20 protein-coding genes are annotated in these 22939 nt (G+C 69.4%); 7 read left to right on the forward strand and 13 right to left on the reverse strand.

Features of this window, described 5'->3' with window-relative positions:
• Positions 1-4 precede the first annotated feature (4 nt).
• Entirely contained in the window at positions 5-499 is a 495-nt protein-coding gene (locus C3942_RS15690; RefSeq protein ID WP_104231311.1) for a DUF1249 domain-containing protein, read from the reverse strand.
• A gap of 56 nt (positions 500-555) precedes the next feature.
• Here C3942_RS15690 and C3942_RS15695 point away from each other — a divergent pair, with 56 nt between their 5' ends.
• Positions 556-2187: an alpha-D-glucose phosphate-specific phosphoglucomutase gene (locus C3942_RS15695; RefSeq protein WP_104231312.1), complete on the forward strand. Its 1632-nt coding sequence runs from the start codon at positions 556-558 to the stop codon at positions 2185-2187.
• An 85-nt stretch (positions 2188-2272) separates the two neighbouring features.
• Entirely contained in the window at positions 2273-2908 is a 636-nt protein-coding gene (locus tag C3942_RS15700) for a response regulator (protein WP_104231313.1), read from the forward strand.
• Here the strand turns inward: C3942_RS15700 and C3942_RS15705 are convergent.
• Entirely contained in the window at positions 2897-8647 is a 5751-nt protein-coding gene (locus tag C3942_RS15705) for an alkaline phosphatase D family protein (RefSeq protein ID WP_104231314.1), read from the reverse strand. The two genes, C3942_RS15700 and C3942_RS15705, sit on opposite strands and share 12 nt — an antisense overlap.
• A complete protein-coding gene (locus tag C3942_RS15710) occupies positions 8644-10401 on the reverse strand; it encodes an ATP-binding response regulator (protein WP_165797476.1) in 1758 nt (585 codons plus the stop codon). Before C3942_RS15710 ends, C3942_RS15705 begins: the two co-directional genes overlap by 4 nt.
• Positions 10402-10660: 259 nt before the next feature.
• On the opposite strand from C3942_RS15710, the gene crp reads away from it, so the two are divergent.
• Together crp and C3942_RS15720 are read left to right on the forward strand one after the other, a co-directional pair.
• Positions 10661-11311: a cAMP-activated global transcriptional regulator CRP gene (gene crp / locus C3942_RS15715; protein WP_104231316.1), complete on the forward strand. Its 651-nt coding sequence runs from the start codon at positions 10661-10663 to the stop codon at positions 11309-11311.
• A gap of 10 nt (positions 11312-11321) precedes the next feature.
• A complete protein-coding gene (locus C3942_RS15720) occupies positions 11322-11645 on the forward strand; it encodes a hypothetical protein (protein ID WP_104231317.1) in 324 nt (107 codons plus the stop codon).
• On the opposite strand, the gene C3942_RS15725 is transcribed toward C3942_RS15720, so the two are convergent.
• Positions 11642-11848: a hypothetical protein gene (locus C3942_RS15725; protein WP_104231318.1), complete on the reverse strand. Its 207-nt coding sequence runs from the start codon at positions 11846-11848 to the stop codon at positions 11642-11644. The genes C3942_RS15720 and C3942_RS15725 overlap by 4 nt on opposite strands.
• Positions 11849-11858: 10 nt before the next feature.
• On the reverse strand, positions 11859-12230 hold the full coding sequence (locus C3942_RS15730; protein ID WP_165797477.1) for a DUF4345 family protein: 372 nt from the start codon (positions 12228-12230) through the stop codon (positions 11859-11861).
• Positions 12231-12358: 128 nt separating this feature from the next.
• Between C3942_RS15730 and C3942_RS22365 the strand changes: the two genes are divergently transcribed.
• Both C3942_RS22365 and C3942_RS15735 read left to right on the forward strand, forming a co-directional pair.
• The gene (locus C3942_RS22365; RefSeq protein ID WP_165797478.1) at positions 12359-12775 is read left to right on the forward strand and encodes a hypothetical protein; all 417 of its coding nucleotides are present in this window, start codon (positions 12359-12361) and stop codon (positions 12773-12775) included.
• Entirely contained in the window at positions 12772-13182 is a 411-nt protein-coding gene (locus tag C3942_RS15735) for a nuclear transport factor 2 family protein (protein WP_165797479.1), read from the forward strand. The genes C3942_RS22365 and C3942_RS15735 overlap by 4 nt, the downstream gene beginning before the upstream one ends.
• A 73-nt stretch (positions 13183-13255) precedes the next feature.
• Here the strand turns inward: C3942_RS15735 and C3942_RS15740 are convergent, their stop codons facing one another.
• From C3942_RS15740 to C3942_RS21915, 7 genes are all read right to left on the reverse strand, one after another.
• Positions 13256-14044: an outer membrane lipoprotein-sorting protein gene (locus C3942_RS15740; RefSeq protein ID WP_104231321.1), complete on the reverse strand. Its 789-nt coding sequence runs from the start codon at positions 14042-14044 to the stop codon at positions 13256-13258.
• Positions 14045-14189: 145 nt separating this feature from the next.
• The gene (locus tag C3942_RS15745; protein WP_104231322.1) at positions 14190-15443 is read right to left on the reverse strand and encodes a DUF445 domain-containing protein; all 1254 of its coding nucleotides are present in this window, start codon (positions 15441-15443) and stop codon (positions 14190-14192) included.
• 47 nt (positions 15444-15490) lie between these two features.
• Complete coding sequence (locus C3942_RS22370) at positions 15491-16222, reverse strand: Abi-alpha family protein (RefSeq protein WP_165797480.1); 732 nt, start codon at positions 16220-16222, stop codon at positions 15491-15493.
• Positions 16219-16959, reverse strand: a complete 741-nt coding sequence (locus C3942_RS22375; protein ID WP_165797481.1) for a hypothetical protein — start codon at positions 16957-16959, stop codon at positions 16219-16221. The genes C3942_RS22370 and C3942_RS22375 overlap by 4 nt, the downstream gene beginning before the upstream one ends.
• Entirely contained in the window at positions 16956-17696 is a 741-nt protein-coding gene (locus C3942_RS15760; protein ID WP_104231325.1) for a hypothetical protein, read from the reverse strand. Before C3942_RS15760 ends, C3942_RS22375 begins: the two co-directional genes overlap by 4 nt.
• Before the next feature lie 10 nt (positions 17697-17706).
• On the reverse strand, positions 17707-19893 hold the full coding sequence (locus C3942_RS15765) for a DUF1302 domain-containing protein (protein WP_165797482.1): 2187 nt from the start codon (positions 19891-19893) through the stop codon (positions 17707-17709).
• Complete coding sequence (locus C3942_RS21915; RefSeq protein ID WP_165797483.1) at positions 19890-20354, reverse strand: DUF4282 domain-containing protein; 465 nt, start codon at positions 20352-20354, stop codon at positions 19890-19892. Before C3942_RS21915 ends, C3942_RS15765 begins: the two co-directional genes overlap by 4 nt.
• Positions 20355-20532: 178 nt before the next feature.
• Here C3942_RS21915 and C3942_RS15770 point away from each other — a divergent pair, with 178 nt between their 5' ends.
• Positions 20533-21570, forward strand: coding sequence for an AraC family transcriptional regulator (locus C3942_RS15770; RefSeq protein ID WP_104231327.1), 1038 nt, complete (start codon positions 20533-20535; stop codon positions 21568-21570).
• Here the strand turns inward: C3942_RS15770 and cysG are convergent.
• Complete coding sequence (cysG, locus tag C3942_RS15775) at positions 21554-22930, reverse strand: siroheme synthase CysG (protein WP_104231328.1); 1377 nt, start codon at positions 22928-22930, stop codon at positions 21554-21556. The two genes, C3942_RS15770 and cysG, sit on opposite strands and share 17 nt — an antisense overlap.
• Positions 22931-22939: the final 9 nt, after the last annotated feature.

Below are 22939 nucleotides of genomic sequence, written 5' to 3' on the forward strand. Positions count from 1 at the left end.
ACGCTCAGAGCGCGGCCGCCGGAAGGATGCGCGGGCGCGCAGCCAGGCTGAATCCATGGCCGTGCTCCAGCAAGTACTCCAGCCACTTGCCGAGCATGAGATTGCGCTGCCACTGCGCGCTGAGGAATTGCCCGGCCTTGGGGTCTCCCTCTTCCGTCGCGTCCCAGGGAGGACGCTGGCTGCAGGCCAGCGCCTCGGCCACCGCGGCGTCGCGGTAGACGCGAACCCAGAGGTCCGGCTGGCGACGAACGCCGTCCTGGTCGACGAACTCGTAGGACAGCTTGAAGCTGACCGTGTAGCGGTCGCGATCGGTCACGCGCAGGTGCAGTGGCAGGTCGCTCTGGCTGCGCGAAACCGCCTCGTCGAAGGGCAGGTCCAGTTCCGGGATCAGCCGCTCCAGCAGGTGGTAGTTGCGTTCGTAGAGATCGAGCAGGTGCGCCAGCCGCCGCGGCTTGCCGCAGCAGGGACAGACGTAAGCTTGGCCAGTGGAGGCTTGCATGGGCGGACTATAAGATAGGGCTCACGACTGGGACAAACAGAACAAAGGAGAGCATCATGGCGATCCGAGAAATCTCCACCAAACCCTACCTCGACCAGAAATCCGGCACCGCGGGACTGCGCAAGAAAGTCGCCGTCTTCCAGCAGCCGCACTACCTCGAGAACTTCCTGCAGTCGATCTTCGACTGCGTACCCGAACTGCGCGGCGCCACCCTGGTCATTGGGGGCGACGGCCGCTATTACAACCGTACGGCGATCCAGACCGCCTGCTCGATCGCCGCCGGCAACGGGGTGGCGCGCATCGTCATCGGCCAGGGCGGGCTGCTGTCGACACCCGCCGCGTCGCACCTGATCCGCAAGCGCGGCGCCCAGGGTGGCCTGCTGTTCACCGCCAGCCACAACCCCGCCGGACCGGACGGCGACTTCGGCATCAAGTTCAACGTCGCCGGCGGCGGACAGGCAAGCGAAGGCCTGACCAACCGCATCTACGAAGCCAGCAAGCAGCTGGCGCGCTACCGCGTGCACGAGGGCGGCCAGGTGGACCTGGATCGCCGCGGACTGCAGACGCTGGGCGGTATGGAGGTCGAGGTGATCGACTGCGTCGATGACTACTCGCAGCTGATGCAGCAGCTGTTCGACTTCGACCGCATCCGCGACTGGTTCCGCCGGGGACACACGCTGCGCTTCGACGCGATGCATGCGGTGACCGGCCCCTATGCCGAGCGCATCTTCGTCGAGCAACTCGGGGCGCCGCTGCTGAGCGTCCAGAACGCCAGCCCCCTGGAGGATTTCGGCGGCGGCCACCCGGACCCCAACCTGATCTACGCCAAGCCGCTGGTGGACCTGGCCTTCGGCCCCAATGGCCCGGACCTGGCCGCCGCCAGCGACGGCGACGGCGACCGCAACATGATCCTGGGCAAGGACATCTTCATCTCGCCGGGCGATTCGCTGGCGATGCTGGCGGCCCACCTGCACGAGTTGCCGGGCTACCGCCGTGGCCTGGCCGGCCTGGCGCGCTCCATGCCCACCTGCCGCGCCGCCGACAAGGTTGCCAAGGCGCTGGCCATTCCCCTGTATGAAACGCCGACCGGCTGGAAGTTCTTCGCCAACCTGCTGGATGCCGGCAAGCTGACGCTCTGCGGCGAGGAAAGCTTCGGCACCAGCAGCGACCATGCGCGCGAGAAGGACGGCGTCTGGGCGGTGCTGGCCTGGCTCAACGTGCTCGCCGTGACCGGACTGCCGGTGAAGGAGATCGCCCAGCGGCACTGGAAGCGTTTCGGCCGCCACTACTACGCGCGTCACGACTACGACGAACTGCCCGGCCCCGCCGCGGACAGCGTGATGCAAGCCCTGGCCAACCAGCTGGCGGAACTGCCGGGACGCCGACTCGGTGACTACACGGTCAGCGAGGCCGACGAGTTCAGCTATCGCGACCCGGTGGACAACAGCATCGCCGTGAACCAGGGACTGCGCGTGATCTTCGGCGACGACGCGCGCCTGATCCTGCGGCTTTCGGGCACCGGCACCAAGGGCTCGACGCTGCGCCTCTACCTGGAGCGCTACGAAACCCGCGAGAGCGCGCTCAACTGGGAAGCCCGCGATGCGCTGGCGCCGCTGGTGAACCTCGCGGACCGCATCATGCGCATCGGTGAACTGACCGGCCGCAAGGCACCGAGCGTGATCACCTGAATTCCGCCGCCGCGAAGCCGGCCGGGGAAAACTGGCAAATTGCACGCCACCCCCGGACAATGGGCGCCGTCCACGGAGGCCGACGTTGAATATCCTGCTGGTCGACGATCACGAGCTGTTCCGCGAAGGCATCAAGCTGCTGCTGGCCAACCTGGCGGAGGACGTCGTCTTCGCCGAGGCGTCCAGCTGCACCGCCGCGCTGGCCCATCCGGGCGCTTCGCCGCTGGATGTGATCCTGCTGGACTTCCACCTGCCGGGCATGCATGGCTTCGAGGCCCTGCGGGCGCTGCGCGAGCACTTCGAGCAGCCGGCCATCGTGGTGCTGTCGGCGGAGGAGAACCCGGCCCTGATCGTGCAGGCCATCGATGAAGGCGCGGCGGGCTTCATCCCCAAGACCTCCAGCCACGCGGTGATGATGGCCGCGCTGCGCCTGGTGCTGGCCGGCGGCACCTACCTGCCCCCGCATGCCTTGCTCGGCTCGGCCTCGCCGGCCGCCGCCGTCGCCCAGCCCCAGGGCGACCTGCTGGCGGAACTGACGCCGCGCCAGCTGGAGACGCTGAGACTGGCGATGCAGGGCAAGTCGAACAAGGTGATCGCCCGCGAGATGGATGTCTCCGAGGCGACGGTCAAGGCGCACCTGTCCGCGTCGTTCCGCGCCCTGGGCGTGCGCAACCGCACCGAGGCGGTCTTCTCGGCGGCGCGGCTCGGGCTAAAGATCTAGCGTTTCCCGGACCACGCGGTCCGGCGGCTGCGCGCGCGGCTCGTCGGTGCTGAACTCGCAGTGCAGCTGCCAGCGCCCGGACGGCTGCGGCTGCAGCGACAGCTGCGTGAATCCGCTGCCGCTGTAGACCCGGCTGTCGATGTCGCATTCCCAGGGTCCATTCACGCCCTCGAAATGCAGCGTCTCGGCCTGCGCCAGCTCCGCCGCCTCGGCGTTGGCGAAGCGGTAGGGCGTGTTGAGCCCGGCCGTATGGATCGAATGCAGGACGATCGTCTCCGATCCCCCCGGGCGGCGCAGCCGCGCCGTCGTGAACAGGCCCAGGTGTTCGTCGCCGGACAGGAACACCAGGCCGCGCAGCCGGTGCTCGCCGATCAGTTCGAGCAGCGACAGCAGGGTTTCCGGGTAGCCGTCCCAGCCGTCGGAACGACGGCAGGCTCGCAACCCGGCATCCTGCTGGCCGAAGGCCAGACGTGCAGGCATGGCATAGCGGTGCCGGGGCAGCAGCACCGCCGGCGAGACGATCACCCGCGGACGGTCGCGCGGCCCCTGCAGCAGCCAATGGCGCAGGGCCTGCCACTGCTCGTCACCCAGCAGCCCCGCGGCGCCGAAGCCGATATCGCCATGCCTCCCCTGGCGACGGCTGCGGGTATCGAGCAGGAACACCGGGATGCCCTCGGCCTCGAAGGCGCGCCACAGCGGCTGAGCCAGCGTCTCCTCGGTGCTGTTCGTCCGGAGCAGGCGCTGGTAGCGCAGGAAATAGCGCAGACCGCGGTCGAGCATCTCGCGGCTGCGCTGCTGCGACGCCTCCGGCGCCTCGGGAGCCATCGGCTCCCAGTTGTCGTCGATCTCGTGATCGTCCGGCAGGCAGACCACCGGCACGCGCCCCAGCGCGCGGCGCACGCCACGGTTGCGCAGCCAGGCCTCGTAGGGCTTGCGGTAACGGTCGTCGGCCAGGGTCGGATCGAACAGGCCGGCGGTGGCGTCGGCGTAGATCTGGTCACCGGTCAGCACCAGCAACTGCGGCGGCGCCTCGCCGTCGAGGCGATCGTTGAGACGGTCCCAGGGCTGCACGGGGCAGCGCTCGTTGAGGATGCCCGGAGGATAGCCGCAGCTGCCCAGCGCCAGCCGCAGGCCGGCCGCCGCCGTCGGCGCGGGCAACTGCACCAGGCCCGGCGGACTGGGCGGCGCCGACTGGTTGATCTGCTCCACGGCCTTCTCGATCGCGTCGGCCATCGCCGTCGGCGCCAGGTCCTCGGGCGCGGGAGCCCGTTCCTGCCACAGCTTCTGTGCCGCGTTGCTGTCGCCCGGGTCGAAGGCCTTCTGGTTCATGCAGGGTGGTTGCGGATAGACCGGCAGCACCAGCAGCTGACGCACCTCCCCCTTCGCCCACCAGGGCAGATCGCGCGCGAACCAGTCGGTGTCGTGTTCACCCTCCAGCCGGAACAGGACGTCGCCCGGTCCCAGGCCGAGGCGCTGCATCAGTTCCCCATAGCGCCAGCGTCCGTCGGCGTCGCGCTCCACCGGCAGCAGGCACAGGGCCTCGGGCCGGCCCAGCTGAGGGCTGGCGCCGAGGCCGAGCCGCAGCGAGTCATCCGGCTGGCGGTTCAGCATCGGCCCCAGCCAGGGCGCCTCGGCGACATAGGGACGCTGCGCCGGAGGCTGCGGCGGACGCGCCCGCTCCGGGGCCTCGAGGAAGTCCAGGATATGGGCGCAGGTCTCCCGGGCGCGGCGGCCGATCAGGCTGTCCTGGTGTCCCATGCCCGGGAGGATGCGCTTTTCCACCTCGCAGCCGGCGTCGCGCAGCACCGCCTCCGCGCGATGCGCCGTGGCGACGTCGGCCAGGCCGTTGTCCTGGCCGTGCAGCACCAGGGTCCGGAAGCGCCAGTGCGCCTGCAGCGCATCGCGCGAGACGAAGCGGTTGCGGCCGCCGCGGTCGGTGATGGTCTGGTGCTGCGTGAAATGGATGACCTGCGCCACGGTGTCGAGGTTGAGCGGGCCGAACAGGTCGTCGATATGGTCGAGCACCTCGTCGCTCAAGGCTCCCAGGGAGAAGGTGCGGCCGTAGATCGCGTCCATGCGGTGGCGCGAGGCGATGTACTCGCTGCGCCGCGGCAGGCAGGAATTCTCCTGCAGCAGTTCTTCGTCGGGATACGGCAGGCTGCCGAGGAAGCGGTCCAGCAGTTCCATGCCCAGGCCCTGCTCGGGATCGGGGCGGAAGTCGTAGCGCAGCGGGCCGAACATCTGCTCCAGGTAGGACATGACGTAGCCGCGGAAGATGTTCTGCTGGCTCATCACCATCACAGGGCCGTTCTGCGACAGCACGACGCGGCGCAGGCGCTGCGGCATGACGCGGCGCGCGGCGGCATGTCGGTCGGCGCCGCTGTCGGTGGACGGGCCGCGCGGGCGCAGCAGTCGCTCGACCTCGGCCGCCGTCTTGCCGGCGGACAGGATCGCCTGGCTCAGCATCGCCGCTCCCATGCAGTGCGCGATCACGTCCAGCGGACGCTGTCCGCTGCGCCACCAGATGTAGTCCACCGCCGCGGGAATGTCGTTGAGCGCCACCTGCTCGAAGGTCCAGGGCAGGCAGGCCGTGGGCAGGCCGGCGCTGCTGCGCAGGTCGGCCACCCAGACGTCGCGGCCACTGTCGGCCAGGAAGGCCGCCAGGCCGGGCTTCAGCACCGGGTGGGCATAGCTGGTGCCGCTGGCGCTGTAGCCGTGGACCAGCAGCACCGGCGGCGGCGCGGCGGCGCCGACGCCCGCCCCGGGGTCACGGCGATAGCGCGCCAGGCGCAGCCGCAGCGGGGTGCCGGCGGCCTCGCCCAGGTCGAGCCAGTGGATTTCCGGTGCCGGCAGGCCCGGCAGCTTGCCCGGCAGGCGCTGCACCGGACGATGCCGCGGCGTATCCGGCTTGCGCAGGTTCCAGATATGGATGCCGAGCATCAGGCGCGTGAAATAGCCGGCCAGCGAGACGAAGTCGGCCAGCGCCTCGACATGGCAGTCCTGCGCCTCGATGCGCATCAGCGGGCGGCCGCGCGATGCCAGGTACTGCGGATCCAGGGTCAGCCGCCGCGGCCCTTCGAGCGGCGCGCCGAGTTGCGTCAGGGAAAGCTCCTGCAACTGGCGCCAGGGATTGCTGGGCCGCGCATAGGTGATGTGCTTGTGTCCGAGGACATGGCCGCCCACCAGAGCGCCGGGCTGGAAGCCTCCCGCCACGTCCGGCGGCGTCAGGTCCTCGACGATCTCCAGGCGATAGTCGAAGCGGCGGCATTCGCCGGCACGGCTGGCGAGCTTGAACATGCCCCGGATGCGGTCCAGCACGCCGGGGCCGCTGCTGCGCTCGCCGGCGGCGGCGTTCTGCGCCCAGGCGGCCAGGCTCAGCGCGGTATCGCGCAGCCCGCGGTTGCGCCACCAGGCCCAGGCACCGCGCGCGGTACGCCGCAGGAAACCGCTGTCCTCGCGCTCCATCACGGTCAGGCTGCCCTTGACGCGGTAGACGCGGGCCAGGCGCTGCTCCTGACGCAGGCGCTCCTCCGGGGACAGGGCCTGCGCCTGCAGGCGCTGCCAATCGCCCAGCGCGAAGATGCGCAGCTGTGCCGGGCCTTCGCCGCCGACCTCGAGGCGGGCCTGGCTCAGACGCCCCTCGCGGTCCGGACGAAACAGCTGGTCCAGGCGCAGCGGCCGGTAGCCCAGGGTCAGCTCCACCCAGCAATCACGATCCAGGCCATGGACGTCGCGCAGGCCGACCGGCCCGGCGAGCCGTTCGCAGACCCCGACCCGCGTGCCGGCGCGCGGCAGCGCCGCGCGCTCGATGATGGCCCGCTCCACGTTCGCGAACTGCGGACGGACGACCGGCGGCGCGACCGGCGGCGCCTGCGGCGGCAGGCAGTTCCAGTCGCGGCGCAATTCCCGCACGGCACGCAGCGCGACGGCGGCGATCGTCAGGCCCGGATTGGTGCCCAGGGCCGAGCAGAGGATGGCACCGTCCAGCACGGCCAGGCCCTCGTGCCAGGGTCGCTCCCGGCCGCTGCGCGCGGGATCGAACACGCGCCCGCAGTCGTCCACCACGCCGCGATGGACGTCATCGGCCATCGCACAGCCGCCGAGCGGGTGCACGCTGACCAGCGGACCCCGCGCGTCCTGCACCAGGAAACCCATGGAATCCGGCAGGAAGCGCCACAGCGGGTTGGGCATGGTGCGGCCGCCGAAACCGGCCGCGGCTCGCAAGGCGTCGATACGCTGCATCTGCGCGTCGAACAGGGGCCGCTGCGGCAGGCCCGGCCACACCACCGCGACGTGGCCGTCGCCCGTCTGCGAGGCTGCGTCGCCTTCGAGCTCCAGGCTGCCATCCGCACCGTCGTCGCCCATGGCGGCAAACACCGACATGTGCCGGATGCGCTCGCGGTGCACCGCGAAGGGATCGCCGGCCGGATGACCCTCGCGGTGCCGGCTGTCGTCGAACCGCCCGAGATCATGCAGGGTATTGGCGGTGGTGATGGATTCTTCCGCGGCGCGGCGCAGGGAACCGGGCACGGCCAGTTCCTCGATCACGATGGGCTGCGCCGCCAGCCCGGGCCGCGCCTCGATCTCGGCATCGACCACCGCGGTGATGGTGGGGCCGACACGGCGCTGTGCCGGCGGCTGGTCCTCGTCGGCCACGGCGTTGGCCTCGGCCTGGGGGCCATAGCCGTAGCCGAAGGCGATGAGATCGCCATTGCCGGAGAAGCGCTGCCCGAGCAGCGGCGAGAACAGGGCGCGCGCGCTGCGCTGCTGCGTGCGCAACAGGATTTCGCTGGAGCCCAGCGCTCCCGCCGCCAGGATCACCCGCCGCGCCGTCAGCCAGCGCGGCCCGGCGTCCTGCAGGCGCAGCTTCTCGTCGGTGTGCGCCAGTTCCAGGCTCCAGCAGGCGGAATCCGCGGCCGGCCGCTGCAGCCGCAGCACCGTGGCGCCGCACCAGATTTCGGCCTGCCGCCGGGCGGCCCGCACCAGCAGGTTGGTGTCGAGCGATTCCTTGGCCCCGTAGTTGCAGCCGGTGGCGCAGTCGCCGCAAAGCTTGCAGGCGGAGAGCTGCACGCCCTCCGCATTGACGCCATCGCGCATGGCCACCGTCACGGCCGCCTCGCGCAGGGCACCGCGGCCCATGACGCCAAGCACGCGCGTCTTGGCCAGCGGCCGCTCCTTCAGCTCCGCATGCAGGCCGATGCGGTTGTCGGCGCCGCCATGGGCGGCGCCGAGCATTTCCTTGGCCTCGGCGTAGCTGGCGTCCAGTTCCCTGCGGCCGCGCAGGGCTTCGGGCCAGCGCGCGTCGAACACCTGGCGCCGCGGAATTTCCATGACGCCGGCATTGATCAGGGAGCCGCCGCCGAGGCCGTTGGCCACCAGCACGCCGAGGTCGCGGCCGGCACGGATGTCGAACAGCCCCTCGCCGCCCTTGGTCCGGCCGGCGAAACTGCCGCGCAGCTGGGTCGGCAGGTCGGCCAGTTGCGAGGGGAAGGCTCCGGGCAGGTACTCGCGGCCGCGCTCCAGCACGCAGACCTTCAGCGGACGGCCGTTCTCGGTGCAGCCAGCCAGTTCGGCCGCGGCGATCGCCCCGCCGTAGCCGCTGCCGACGATGACGACGTCGTAGGCCGGCTGCGGCGCCGGCTCGCGGCGGCATTTGTCCGGGTCGGCAAGCAGCTCGGCGAATTCACGCGAAAGCCACCGGCTGGACGCCCCCCCCGGCGCCGGCCGTGGCCGCGTCATTCGTTGACGGCCTTGAGGATGGATTCGCGCAGGGTCATGGCATTGACCGGCTTGTGCAGCAGCTCGACGCCGGCATCGCGCGCCTCGCGAAGCCGGTCCGGAGCGGTGTCGCCGCTGATCAGCAGGGCCGGCAGCTCGGGCCAGGTCTCGCGCAGCGCGCGGATCGTGCGGATGCCGTTGTCCTCCCCGCGCAGGCGGAAATCGGCCAGGACGATGGAGGGCGTGAAGTCGCGCGCCTTCTCCACCGCCGCCGCCGTGGACGCGGCGGTCTCGACGGTGAAGCCCATTTCCTCCAGCAGGGTCTGCATGCCCAGGCGGATGGCTTCCTCGTCGTCGATCACCAGCACCTGCACGTGGCGCCACAGCGGCCCGGCCGGCATGGTGGCTTCCGCTGCGGGCAGCCCCGGGCTGCGCGTCACCGGGATATCCACGGAGAAACGGCTGCCCCGGCCGGGCACGGAGGCCAGCTTGAGGTCGATGTCGAGCAGTTCGGTCAGGCGGCGCACGATCGCCAGGCCCAGGCCCAGGCCCTTGCTGCGATCGCGCTCCGGATTGTTGAGCTGGTAGAACTCCTCGAACACCCGCTCCTGCTCGGATTCGGGAATCCCCGGACCGGTGTCCGAGACGCTGATACGCAGCTTGTCGTCGAGCGGCTCCACCGACAGGTCGACGCTCCCCTGCTCGGTGTACTTGATGGCATTGGACAGCAGGTTGCGCAGGATCCGCTGCAGCAGCATGGGATCGGTACGCACCACGCTGCCGGACAGGCCCTGCAGGGTCAGGCGCAAGCCCTTGCGATCGGCCTGCGGCTGGAATTCGTCCACCAGTTGCGACAGCAGGGCTGGCAGATCGACGCTGGAGATGGAGCGCTCGATCACGCCGGCATCCAGGCGCGAGATGTCGAGCAGCGCGTCGAGCTGCGAGGCCAGAGACTTGACGGCCTTGTCGATCTGCTCGGCGATGGCGGCGGTGCGGGCATCCATCGGCCGCAGCAGCAGCGAGCCACTGAACAGCGACAGCGCGTGGATCGGCTGGCGCAGGTCGTGGCTGGCCGAGGCCAGGAATCGCGTCTTGGCGCGGTTGGCCGTCTCGGCATTGCCGAGGGCGGAGCGCAGCTTGCGGTTGAGTTCCACGCGCTGCTGTCGGATGTTGTAGGACTCCATAAACACTCCGTAGACCCCTCGGGCGTGGCTCAGCATGGTGGTGATGTAGACCAGGATCAGCCCGGCGAACAGCAGCCGCTCGAACACCGCGACGTCGGCCACCGGCGTCAGCGTCCAGACCACGCCGACCGGCACCATCATCACCAGGACATAGGGCAGGCAGACGCGCTGGTAGCCGGCGGTGGACTGGATCGTGGCGGAGCAGACGCCGACCACGTAGATCGTCACGATGGCGCCGATCAGGACCGGCATCAGCGGAAAGAACAGCACGACCAGCGCCTGCACCGCGCCGGTTCCCAGGAACAGTGCCGAGGCCAGACCCAGCTTGGCCTCGTCGGAGCGGCTGCGATCCTCGGGCAGGCCGAGCAGCACGTGCGTCCGCAGGGCCACCGCCGCGATCACCACCGCCAGCCACAGCAGCGGCAGGACCGGCGAGACGTAGTAGGACAGCAGGGCAGCCATCAGCACGCTGGTGAGATAGCGCTGCAGCGGGATGCGCCGCGCCTGCTGGGCCATCAGCAGCACCAGTTCGCCCTGCAGGGAGCGCAGCTCGGCATCCCGTTCCCGCAGTTCGACAGGTAGGTGCGACATGCCCAAGTCCGTGGCGCTCCGGCTGGATGAATTGGCGTCTTTCAACGCTACCGCTCCCGGCTCCTCGCGACCATTAGCCATTTGGCTAATCCCCCCTCAACCTGAATTCACCGTCAGGCCAATTGTGCCGCACCCGGCCGGGGATCAGGATGACCTGGCGTTCTGGGCAGGTTCGGATGCCTCGGGGTTCCAGGCGCGGGTTCAGCGGAATCTCCCCAGCGAGGAGATTCCTCCTTCAGGGATCTAAGGAGAGCGAGCGATGCTGCACAAACCGGCGGTTCAGGCGTTTATCTGCCAGGCCCACAAGAAGAGCTTCGCGGCCAAGCACACGGTCATCCACGCGGGTGACGAACCGCATTCGCTGTACCTGATCCTGGAAGGCTCGATCAGCGTCGTGCTGGAGGACCACGAGGGCCGCGAGGTGGTGCTGGCCTACCTCAACCCGGGCGAGTTCTTCGGCGAAATGGGCCTGTTCCCGGAACACAACCTGCGCAGCGCCGTGGTGCGCACCCGCACGCAGGCCCTGGTGGCCGAGTTCAGCTACCACAACTTCCGCCGCTTCGTCCGCGACTACCCGGACATCATGTTCGAACTGTCGGGCCAGATGGCCTGCCGCCTGCGCGACCTCAACCAGCGCGTCGCCAACCTGGCCTTCATGGACGTGGCGGGCCGCCTGACCCACGCCCTGCTGGAGCTGAGCAAGAAGCCGGACGCGGTGCCCCACCCCAGCGGCATCGTGGTGCGCATCAGCCGTCAGGAACTGGCGCGCCACGTGGGCTGCTCGCGCGAGATGGCCGGGCGCGTGCTGAAGAAGCTGAAGAACGACGGCTTCGTGCACTCGCAGGGCCGCAACATCCTGATCTACCGCAATGGCCAGAACGGCAGCAGCATGATGCACGCGGCGGCCTGAGCCCGCTGCCATGGGCATGCACGAGCCGATGATGCCGCCGCCGTCCAGCCGCTTCAGTGCCGAAGAGCTGGCGGAATTCGCCTCCAGCTTCGAACGGATCAAGGCCCGCCTGCCGCGGCTGTTCCGGCCTTACTGGCACCGCTGGACCTGCATGCCCGGCGACACCCCGGCCGTGCTGGTCTATGGCGAGGACGACCGCCTGGCGCTGTGCCTGGTCCGCGAGCGGCCCGATCTCTACGGCGCCATCGGCGTCACCGTGCCGGGGCACCTGCAGTACTGGCCGCCGCGCGGCTCCATCGTCGAGGCCCTGGGCGCCGCCGGCCTGCAGCTCTAGGTTTGCGACCCCTGCTCGGGCTGTGCCGCCAAGCCTCGGCGCAGCACCGGCTCCGGCAGCCACACCGGTGCCACCGGAATGCCATAGCTGGCCAGGCCGAAGCCACCACAGGCCGCCTGCAGCCCTTCTTCCATCACCGACGTCTCGGCGCCCAGGTCCAGCAGGCGGCGCAGCAGCGCGGCCAGCGTCGCGAACGTGATCACGGCGGTCTCCTCAGGCCGACAGGCTGCCGGCCGGCAGCACTCCGAGCAGCACGACGGCACCGGCGGCCTCCACGAAGAAGAAGACCACCGGCCAGGGCCCCGGCCGTTCGCGCAGGGCGCCGATGACGCGGCCCAGGGCCATGCCGCCCAGGGCCAGGGCCACCGTCAGGGCGATGCCGTCGCGCAGCTGCGGCAGCCACAGCGGCAGCAGCAGTGCCAGGGCCATCGCCACCCCGAAACCGCCGTAGACCGCCTGGATCTCATTGCGCGCCGTGGGGGTCTCGGCCGGCAGGTCGAAACTGCCCAGGAAGCGCCTGGGCACGGCGAAGGCCGCCAGACCCATCAGCAGGAACAGGGCGGCGACGATGGACATCGGGATCATGGCGGACTCCTCCGGTAAGGGTGGAATCATGCTCATCCCCTGCCCGGGGGCCGGCAATTACCGGGCAGGTAATCGCCGCGGCGCAGGGATGGCTTAGTCTTGGCTCACCCGCCCCGCCGAGCCCCCGCATGAGCACCGATCCGCACCCGCCCCTGCGCTACTTCCTGCTGATGTTCATGGCCGCCACCTCGCTGGCCAACGGCGTGGTGATGGTGGCGTTCACGGAACAATGGTACCTCTGCATCGCCAATCCGCTGCGCGCGGCGCTGTACAGCGCCCACTTCGTCACCGACGTGGGGACGGCCTACCTGACCGTCGGTGCCGCGCTGCTGTGGGCCGCGCTGAGCCCGTCCCGGGCCCTGCCGCTGGTGGTGACGGCGCTGCTGTTCTCGGCGCTGCACGTCGTACACCATGTCGGCGAATACCTGGGCTTCGGCATGCCGACCCGCAGCGTGCTGATCGAGCTCTTCGGCATCTGGGGGCCGGTGGCGATCCTGGCCTGGCTGGCGCTGGCGCTGCGTCGGGCCGAGGCGGGTGCCGCTTGAGCCGGCCCTTTGCCGAGCAGTTCGCACAGGCCTGGGCACGGCCCACCCCGGCGGGCCTGGTGGCGCTGCTGCAGCCCGACGCGCGGCTGCTGCAGCCGCACCAGCCGCCGATACAAGGCCGCGAGGCCGCCCTGGAGGAATTCCGCCGACTGCTGGCCTGGCTGCCGGCTCTTCACGGCGAGGTGACACGCTGGAGCCAGAGCGGCGATACCGTGTTCATCGAGTGGCGGATGCGGCTGCCCCTGGGCCGCCGGACGATCACGATCCCGGCGGTGGACCGCTTCCTGCTGCGCGACGGCCTGGGGGCGGAACGCGTGGTCTACTTCGACCCGATGCGGCTGGTGGCGGCCGTGCTTTCCCATCCCCCGCTCTGGCCGGGATACCTGAAGTACCGTTTCGCCATCTGAGCCGGTCCACCGTCCATGGCCGGACGTTCGGCGGGACGGAGGTCCACCGGGCGTCCATCCAGTTCCGCTTCGCCTAGCGTGCCTTGTAGAAGCGGTTGGGCCGGAACAGTTCCGGCGCCAGCGGCTGGTCCATGCGGTCGTTGCGCAGCCGGATCTCGGTGGTGTTGCGCTCGCGCAGATCGGTCAGCAGCGCGCGGCCGATGGCCCAGCGGCCGTTGACCTGCCGCACCGAGGCCGGGTCGACCTCCAGCCGCTTCCAGGGCACGCCGCCGTAGAGATCGGCCTTCAGGGGCAGGCACCAGGTGTTGTCGATGGTCAGGTCCAGCCGGTCATAGAGGATGTTCGGGTCGTTGCCGGCCGGCAGGAAGCGCCACTGCTCCACCGCCCGCCCGCCGCTGTAGCCGCTGCCGATGCGCGTCAGGCGCCCGCCGTGCAGGCCGCTGAACAGGAATTTCAGGTCAAAGGCCGACAGGCCGCTGCCGAACAGGCTTTGCGCCACCGTGGCACCGGTCACCTGCCGCACCTTGCGCACCGCCGGCAGGTAGACGTAGTAGTCCTCCCTGCCCTGGCGCGTCAGGAACAGGTAGGCGGCTCCGGCCAGGTCGGCCGGCGCGGTCAGCCGCAGCGTGGCCTGGTGCCCGTCGGCCTCGCGCTGCCAGTACCAGCTTCCGACCAGCTCGCGCACGGTGCCGCCGGCATCGGTCTGGCGCAGGGTGATGTCCTGGGCCAGGGACTTCTGCGGGAGATTGGCGGCCAGGCAGGCGCGCAGGGCGGTCTCGTCTCGCGCGGCCGCGGCCGGGCCCGGCAGGCCCGCGGCGAGCAGCGAGCCCAGCACCCAGGCGGAATGCAGCAGCTTGGCCATGGTTCGCGACTCCCGTTTCAAGGAACGGCACGCGCTCTGGCGTGCCGTTTGCAGAATAAAGAAGCCCGGCGCCTTGGGGACCACCGGGCAATGGCGGAAGGTTTGACCCGTCAGGCTCGCCTCACGCGCGTCTGCCGCTGTCTGTTCAGTGAGCCGCGAAATGCAGCATGACGTGCACCTGCAGTTCGCCGACCAGGAAGCCGAGGACCGCGCCGACCGCGATCAGGATCCACTCGTCCTGCTCGAAGGCCGGATGGAGCAGGTTCTCGAACTCCTCCACCGTCAGGTCCTGCATCTTGGTCGCCAGCGTCCGCTCGAGATCCATGGCGTCATGGGCATACTTCTCGATGTGCTGCATCGTCGCCGGCAGGCGCTTCATGATCTCCTGCGAGACCAGGCGCTTCATCTCCTGGTACTTGGAGCTGCCGACCGCCATCACCACGAAGGGCTTGGCGACGCCCGACTGGGCATCGACCACGCGCTGCACCTGCTTCTGGATCATGCCGAACAGGCGGTCCGACAGCGGACCGCGCAGCACGGCGTCGATGATGTTGTGCGGCGTGACGATCTCGGCGGCGATCAGGCGGCCGTACTCGGCCGACACCTCGAGGCGGCGCTTCAGGAACAGGCCCTGCCAGGTGAACAGGCCACCGAGGTACTTGGTCGGCTGCTTGGGATTGAAGATCATCTTCAGCGCCAGCCAGTCGGTGAACCAGCCGGTGAAGCCGCCGAACAGCGGCATGACCCAGACGTTCTGCGTCACCGCCCAGACCACGGCCTGGACGCAGCCGATGGCGAAGCCGAAGAACAGTCCGGAATTGCGGATGAAGCGGAACTCGCCGTGTCCGGCCTCGAGGAAGATGCGGTTCAGCAGCGGCTTGTCGCGCAGCAGGTTGCTGACCACCATGTCCTTGAGGTCGAACACCGAATTGATGTTGGATTTGATGTCCGTCATGATCTGGCGGACGATCTCGGGCGCCTCTTCCTGGATGCGGCTGATGATCATCCGCTTGACGGTTTCCGGCGCCGCCTCCCAGAGCCCGGGGGCGTACTGTTCGGCGACGCTGCGGGTGATGTCTTCCACCGCCTCCAGCAGCGGCTTCTCGATCTCCTGGGCGATGCGGTCCGGGTCGAGCTTGTCGAAGACATCCTCGGGCTTGATCAGCTTCTGGGTCATGGTGTCGCAGGCGATGCTGGCCATGATCGCGGCCTTGCGCGGCACGATGCCCTGCCAGCCGAGATACGGCGGCTTGATGCCGATGAACTCGATCGGCTCGAACATCATACGGATCGCGACGATCTTGGTGACGTAGCCGATGATGGCCGCCACGAACGGCATCGACGCATACAGGAACCAGTTCTTCTGTACGTCGACGACGATTTCTGCCCAGCTTTGCATGTTTCTCTCCCCTGCCTGTCGCTGTTTCTATTGCCTGCCTGCGCTCTTCAGCCCACCAGGCCGGCGAACGATTCGGATACGTCCTCGCTGACGCGTCCGTCTTCCCAGAATGCACGGCCAAGCGCCGACAGCATCAGCACCCGCCGCACGATGTGGCCCTTGAGCCCGCCCTTGTGAAGCCGGGCGATGCCGTCGCGTACGACCTGTTCGGTTTCCAGCATTTCGTACTGGACGCGCCGCGAGAGATCCTCGGGGCCGGTCTCCACCAGGCCCAGCGCCCGCAGCTGGCCCAGATAGACCGGCGTGACATCGTTCCACTGCACGCCGGCATTGCGGCCGATGCTGCTGATCCATTCCACCACCGGCTCGGCGGTGAGGCCGATGCGCGAACCGGCCAGGACGTGGATCAGCGGATAGGTGGAACCGTCCGACATGGCCGAGAGGATGCGCGCCTGGTCCGGCAGCAGCTGGGAGGTCACCCAGCCGAAGTATTCGGCCTTGGCCTCGTCATGGCCCTGCTCGGAGGACCGGTGCAGGAGGTCCTGCAGGCTGATGCCGCCGCCCGGCCCGGCCGCCGAGCGGTCGGCCACCGAGCGCATCGCTACCGCCAGCACCGACACCGAGCTGGGGGGCTCGAGCCGGTCCATGCGCCGCTTGAGTTGCTGCAGCAGGCCGCGCTCCACCGCCTGCAGGCGCTCGCTGGCGAAGTCCGCGCCCGGCAGGCGCCGCAGCAGGCCCGCGACCTTGCGGCCCGCGCCGTTGTCACCCAATGCCTTCACGATTCTTCCCCCTTTGCTTGCGTGGCCGGCGCCTCGCCTTCTGCCTGCGGCATGCGCTCCAGGCGCAGCCCCTTGATGCGCAGGCCCAGGTCCGCGTGCTTGACGATCACCGGCACCGGCTCCTGCGGGAAGCGCACGTTCATGCCGAAGCGCGCCAGGATCGGCGTGGTGATCTCGCGCACCGCCTTCAGGCGCGTTTTGAGCACGGTATCCACCGGCGCGCGGATGCGCTGGTTGAGCGCCAGCTTCAGCGGGCCGCGGTAGTTGAGGCGGATGCTGGTATCCACCGGCACCGTGAACGATACCGGCTGCTCGAAGCGCAGCGGGATGCGCGCCTTGAACTTCACGTTGCGCAGCCGCTTGAGCTTCTGGTAGGTGAAATCGGTGGTGCCCTCGATGTCGGCGTAGGTATCCACCGGCACCACGCCGCGGTAGCGGATCACCATGCGGATGGGTACCGAGGTGTCCAGCTTGACGTCGGCGTCGTAGTTGCCCTGCAGCGGCAAGTCCAGGGTCTGCTTGAACGGCACCGTCGCGTCGATGTAGCCGTCGAGCTTGATGGTGATCTTGTTGGTAGCCTCCGCGATGGCACGGGCCTGCGGCGGCAGCAGGACATGGCCTGGCTGGTCGGTCAGCGTCAGGCGCACGACCAGGTGCAGGTAGAGCCAGAAGCCGAGCGCGGCGCCGCCTACCGCCAACAGCAGGCCCAGCCCCAGTTTTGCCAGCAGGCGCATCACGGCGCCGGTTCCTTCGCCGCCGCGGCCGGGGCGGCCGGGGCGGCGGCCGGGCCATCGGCCGTGTTCAGGCGCAGCGTGCGCAGCGGCAGGCGCAGGTCGGCCTCGGTGATCACCACCGGCGCCGGATCGGGCACGATGATGCTGGCCTGCAGCGCCGACTTCACCGGCACGTCCATCTTGCTGCGGATGGGAATGGTGGCGGCGATGTCGGCCTTCAGCGGCACGTCCAGCGCCTGTTTGAGCTTGGCCTCCACCGGCGCGGTGAACTTGAGGTGCACCATCTGGTCGACCGGGATGTTGAGGTTGACCGGAACCTTGGCCTTGACCGGAATCTTGCCGCGCAGCGGCAGGTCGTGCGTGTCGCCGAGCAGGTCGGCCTTGACCACGGTGTTCACGTCCAGCAGCTGGTCGATCACGATGTAGTCCTTGACCGGGACGTTCATCTTGATCGGAATCTCGCTGTCGAAGCTGGCATTGACGCGCAGCGTCTCCTCCACCGGAATCCTGACGCGCTGGTCCACCGGCACGGTGGTGGTGATGGCGGTGTCGATCTCGATCGACAGGTCGTTGAGCACGTCGGCACTGATGTTCAGCGGTTCGGGCAGCAGCACGGTGGCCGGCTGGTCCTTCAGTACCAGTCGGGCATCGACGTTGCGGAACACCCACCAGCCGGCGACGGCACCGCCGGCAACGGCGCCCAGCAGGATCGCGAGGAAGAAGATCGTGGTTTTGCTCACTGGTCGATTCCTAGAAGCGCATGCCGATGCTGGCGGAGAAGAAGTCGCGGTCGTGCAGCGTGTTGCGCTTGCCGCCGCCGAACATGAAGGCCTGGGCCAGGCTGGCGTCGAAGTCGCCGTAGCTCAGGCGCACGTCGAGCACGGCCAGCTTGCGCCCTTCCAGGAAATTCTCGCCGAGGCCCGGCGAGACGCCGGACACGTCGTGGGTGAAGACCAGGAAGGGCCTGACGTCGAAGCCGCGGATGCCGACATCGCTGTAGTGCAGCATCGTGCCCAGGCGGTAGCCCCAGGAGAAATCGTCGACGTAGCCGCCGGTGTTGCGCACCGGGTTGATGTGCAGCGCGTTGCCGGTGTCGGCGGCGCCCGGGCCCGCGTGAGTGTCGGTACCCGGCCCCTCGAATTGCAGCTTCGAGCGCGACGGCAGGTCCAGCACGCCGATGGCGGTGAACTCGGCCAGCAGCAGCGCATCCGTGGTGCCCAGGAAGGCGCTGTTGCCGAAGATGCTGGTCAGTCCCAGCGAGCCCTGCATCACCTGCAGGCGCTCATAGCCCCGGATGTACTGGCCCGCCCCGATCTCTCCCGGCGTGCCGCCGCGGTAGGCCGTCACGAAATCGGGGATCGCCGTGCGCGAGCCGGGCACCGTGGTGCCCAGCAGGTTCGGCGCGGTCAGCAGGCCCTGCAGCGCGCTGATGACGCCCGGCAGGTTGCCGGTGGCACCGGCCGCCACGTTGAGGACGTTGCCCGGATCCTGGATCGCCGCCAGCAGGCCCGGCAGGGTATCGGCGGTGCCGAACAGCGGGATGTCCTGGCGCGGCAGCGCCGGCTGCAGCGCCGCGAACAGCACGTCCTCCAGGTCCACCTGCACCGGCTGGTTGGGACGGTAGGCCAGCTCGCCACGCACCGCGACACCACCGACCAGGCTGCTGAAGCTCAGGCCGAACAGCTGGATGTCCTCGGGGTAGTCCAGGAAGTAGCGCGCCGTGTCCAGCGGCACCGCCTCGCGCAGGTGGGTGCCGGGCACGCCGCAGGCGGCCATGAAGCTGGTCAGGTCCACCGCGTCGATGCCCGAGGGATTGCCCTCGCGGCGCGTGCAGCTGGACTCTGCGGCATAGGCGCTGGCCGCCGGAATGCGCGAATGGTAGTTGGCGAAGTAGAGGCCCAGCTCCGAACCGCCCAGCCATTCCGGGTGGAAGTACACCGCCAGCCCGTACTGGCCGAGGTCGTCGGGCTCGCGGTTGGGCGCGCGGCGCAGCGTGTAGCTGGTCTGCGTCACCAGGGCGAAGACGTCATTGGCCGGCGTGCCGATCTGCTGCGGATCGTAGGGCGCCTTGCCGAAGGGCGCGATGATGCCCTCGTTCTCCGTCAGCTCGTTGCCGGCGTTGAAGAACGAGAAGTACGAACCGCGCGGCGGAATGCCGGCGGGGCGCCATTCGAACTGGTAGAAACCCTCCAGGCTCAGTTCATCGTTGACCGGCCCGCGCACCAGCAGCATGCCCACCGGCCGGTAGACCTCGTCGAGCTCCTGGCCGGGCCGCGTCAGGTTGTTCACGTCCGGCGGGTTGATGACATTGAGGCTGCCCTGCGTGACGAAGCTCGACTCGCCCCAGACGATGCGCTGGCGGCCGATGCCGATGTCCACCGGCTGGCCCAGGATGTCGAAGGTATCCTGGACATAGGTGTCCAGCAGCTGGAAGCCGTAGCCGATCTCCTCGCGGGTCTCGCTGGGGCGCCGGCTGCGCACGGACTGGCCGGGCTGCGGGCCCGGCGTGACGATCTGGTTCGGGTGACGCTCCCTGAGATCGGCATTGACCGGGTCGTAGAACGCCAGCCCCCCGACCTCCATCAGCAGGTCGCCGCGGCGCAATTGATAGCGCGAGGCCCACTTCACCGGCGCGGAGATCAGGTCGCCGCGGTCGTAGTTGAGATTGCCCTCGTCGTAGACCGAGTTGAAGGCGCCGGGGGCCGCCATGTAGCGCTCGTTGGGCGCGGTGTTGTTGGGGCTCGCGGAGAGGCAGTCGTCACTGGCGCAGAGCTGCGGGTCCAGGTTGGACTTGCCGACCAGGCCCGGGTCGCGCGCCTCGGTGCGCACGGCGGCACCGAGCGTCAAGCGGTTGCTCCACTGCGATTCCCAGTCCTCGGCGGCCGCGAGGCCCGGGATCAGCAGCGCCAGCAGCAGGCAGCGTTCGATCGGGCTCACGGCTTCTTCTCCTCGGAGTCGCGCCGGCGGCTGCGCCAGAACTGGATGCGCGGCAGCGGCAGGTCCTCGACCCGGTCGGCGATCGATTCCGTCTGGCCGCGCAGGGTGTGGAGCTGCTCCATCAGCGACTCCATGTGCACGACGATGCGGAACAGCGACAGCAGGGATTCCAGCACCACGCGCACGATGACGATGCCGGCGATGGAGGTGATCGGCATGATCAGCAGCAGCCAGACCAGGCCGGCCGCGAGCGACTGCTGGAAGGCCTGGAGCGCCACGAACAGGTTGAGCGCCAGCACGGCGCCGACGCAGACGACGTAGATCGCAGGCGCCATGGCGGTGGTGATGATCTGCCGCAGCTGCCAGTCGGCCAACCCACGCAGGATATCGGCGAGCCCGAGGCGGGCCGCCTGCCAGCCGGAGTCGCCCCGGCCAGACTCGTCTTCGGTCTGTCTGTCCAACCCCATGTCTCCGCCAGCACCCTAGTTTTTTTATTTATTTTTCAGGTCCTTGAGAAAGGAACTGAAGATTCCTTCAGGCGCCGGCCTGAGGCGGCGGCGCCATGGCCACCAAACTTAGCGACAATTCTTCCAGCGGATAATGGCACAATGAGCCAGAAATAGGCATTTGGGGACAACGATGTCGGCCTACTGGGACTACCCGCGGAACAGCTGCAGCGTGCGCGTGCTTACCGAGGTGGCGGCGGAGCATGGCATGACCGTCGCCGACTGCCTGCAGGGCACGCGCGTGGACGCGGCGGCCCTGCACGATCATTCCGCCATGGTCTCGGCCCACGACGAGCTGCAGGTGATCCGCAACCTGCAGGCGCGGCTGGGCACCGCGCTGCCGCTGGGCCTCGATGCCGGACTGCGCTACCACCCCACGACCTTCGGCGTCTGGGGCTTCATGATCCTGTCCAGTTCCACGCTGCAGCACGCGGTGGACGTCGGGCTGCGCTACCTGCGCCTGACCTCGTTCTACTGCCGCATCCGCCTGTCGCAGGCCGGCGACGAACTGCAGATCATCGCCGACGATTCGCAGCTGCCGGCGGACGTGCGCGACTTCCTGCTGGAACGCGACGGGGGGACGCTGATGAACCTCGCCCGGGACATCCTGCCCTCGCGGTTCACGCTGACGCGCGTCGATACCCGCCTGCCGATGCCGGCCTACCACAAGCGCGCGGAGGCGCTGTTCGGCCGCCCCGTCGCCTACGGACAGCCGCAGAACCGCGTGGGCATCCACCGCTCGATGCTGGACTGGAAGCTGCCGCAGGCCGACCTGCCGATGCGCCGCATGTTCGAGGCGGAGTGCGAGCGCCTGCTGGCGCGCCACCAGGCCCTGGCAGGCATCGCCGGGCGCGTGCGCGAACGGCTCCTGCGCGACCCCCACCGCATGCCGACGATGGACATGGTGGCGGCGGAGTTCAAGGAAACCGCCCGCACGCTGCGCCGCCGCCTGGAGGCGGCCGGCACGCGCTTCGAGAACCTGGTGGACGAAACCCGCAGCGCGCTGGCGGAAGAACTGCTGCGCGGCACCAACCTGGCGATCTCGGAGGTGGCGGAACGCCTGGGCTACTCGGAGCCCTCCACCTTCATCCGCGCCTTCAAGCGCTGGAAGGCGGTGTCGCCGCAGCGCTATCGCAAGACCGCGTCGCCCGACCTCAACGCCCCGCCCTGAACCACTGCAGGCGCTCGCGCAGCCGCACCACCTCGCCGACGATCACCAGCGTGGCGCCCTTGACGTCGGAACGCGCCACCAGCCCGGGCAGATCGGCCAGCGTGGCCGCCAGCACGCGCTGCTGGCGGGAGGTGCCGTCTTCCACGATCGCCGCCGGCCAGTCCGGCGGCAGGCCGTGCGCGACGAACTGGCGGCAGAGTTCCGGCAGCGTCGCCAGACCCATGTAGATCACCACGGTCTGGCCACGCCGCGCGAGCTGGTCCCAGTGCAGGTTCAGCGTACCGTCGGCGCGGGCATGGCCGGTGACGAAGATGCAGGACTGGGCGTAGTCGCGGTGCGTCAGCGGAATGCCGGCGTAGGCGGCACAGCCACTGGCGGCGGTGACGCCCGGCACGACCTGGAACGGAATGCCGCGCGCCGCGATCTGGTCGATCTCCTCGCCGCCGCGGCCGAAGATGAAGGGGTCGCCGCCCTTGAGGCGCAGCACGCGCTTGCCCTGCTCCGCCAACCGCACCAGTTCGGCGTTGATCTCGTCCTGCGGCACGGTATGCAGGTTGCGCTTCTTGCCGACGAACAGGCGCTCCGCGTCGCGGCGCACCAGCTCCAGGATCGCCGGCGACACCAGGCGGTCGTAGAGCACCACGTCGGCCTGCTGCATCAGGCGCAGGGCACGGAAGGTCAGCAGGTCCGGGTCGCCGGGACCGGCGCCTACCAGGTAGACCTCGCCGCGCGGCGGCTCGCCCCGCAGCAGGCTCTCCAGCTCGATCGCCGCGGCGCTCTCGTCACCGACGAACAGGCGTTCCGGGCCGGGGCCGTCGAGGAAATCCTCCCAGAGCTTGCGCCGCGCCTCCGGCGGCAGCGCCTTGACCTTTGGACGCTGGCGGCCCATGAACTCGCCGAGCCGGCCATAGGCCACCGGCAGCAGCGTCTCGATGCGCTCGCGCAGGCGCCGCGCCAGCACCGGGGCCGCGCCGCCGGTACCGATGGCCACCGTCACCGGTGCGCGCTCGACGATCGACGGCGTGATGTACGTGGACAGCTCCGGGTTGTCGACCACGTTGACCGGGACATTGGCAGCCATTGCCGCGGCGGCAACGCGGGCGTTGAGCGCCAGGTCGTCGGTGGCCGCCACCACCAGCCGGCAGCCGGCGATGCCGGCAGGGTCGAATTGCCGGGCACCGTGGGTCAGTTCACCCTCCGCCGCCATGGCGGCCAGCTCGGGATTGAGCTCGCGCGCGGCGACCTCGATGCGGGCGCCGGCCTTGCGCAGCAGGCGGATCTTGCGGGCGGCGACTTCGCCGCCGCCGACGACCAGCACCCGTGCCTCTTTCAGGCGCAGGAATATCGGGAAATGTTCCATCCACCCAGT

Source organism: Solimonas fluminis (assembly GCF_002930645.1).
In the GTDB taxonomy this organism is placed as follows: domain Bacteria; phylum Pseudomonadota; class Gammaproteobacteria; order Nevskiales; family Nevskiaceae; genus Solimonas_A; species Solimonas_A fluminis.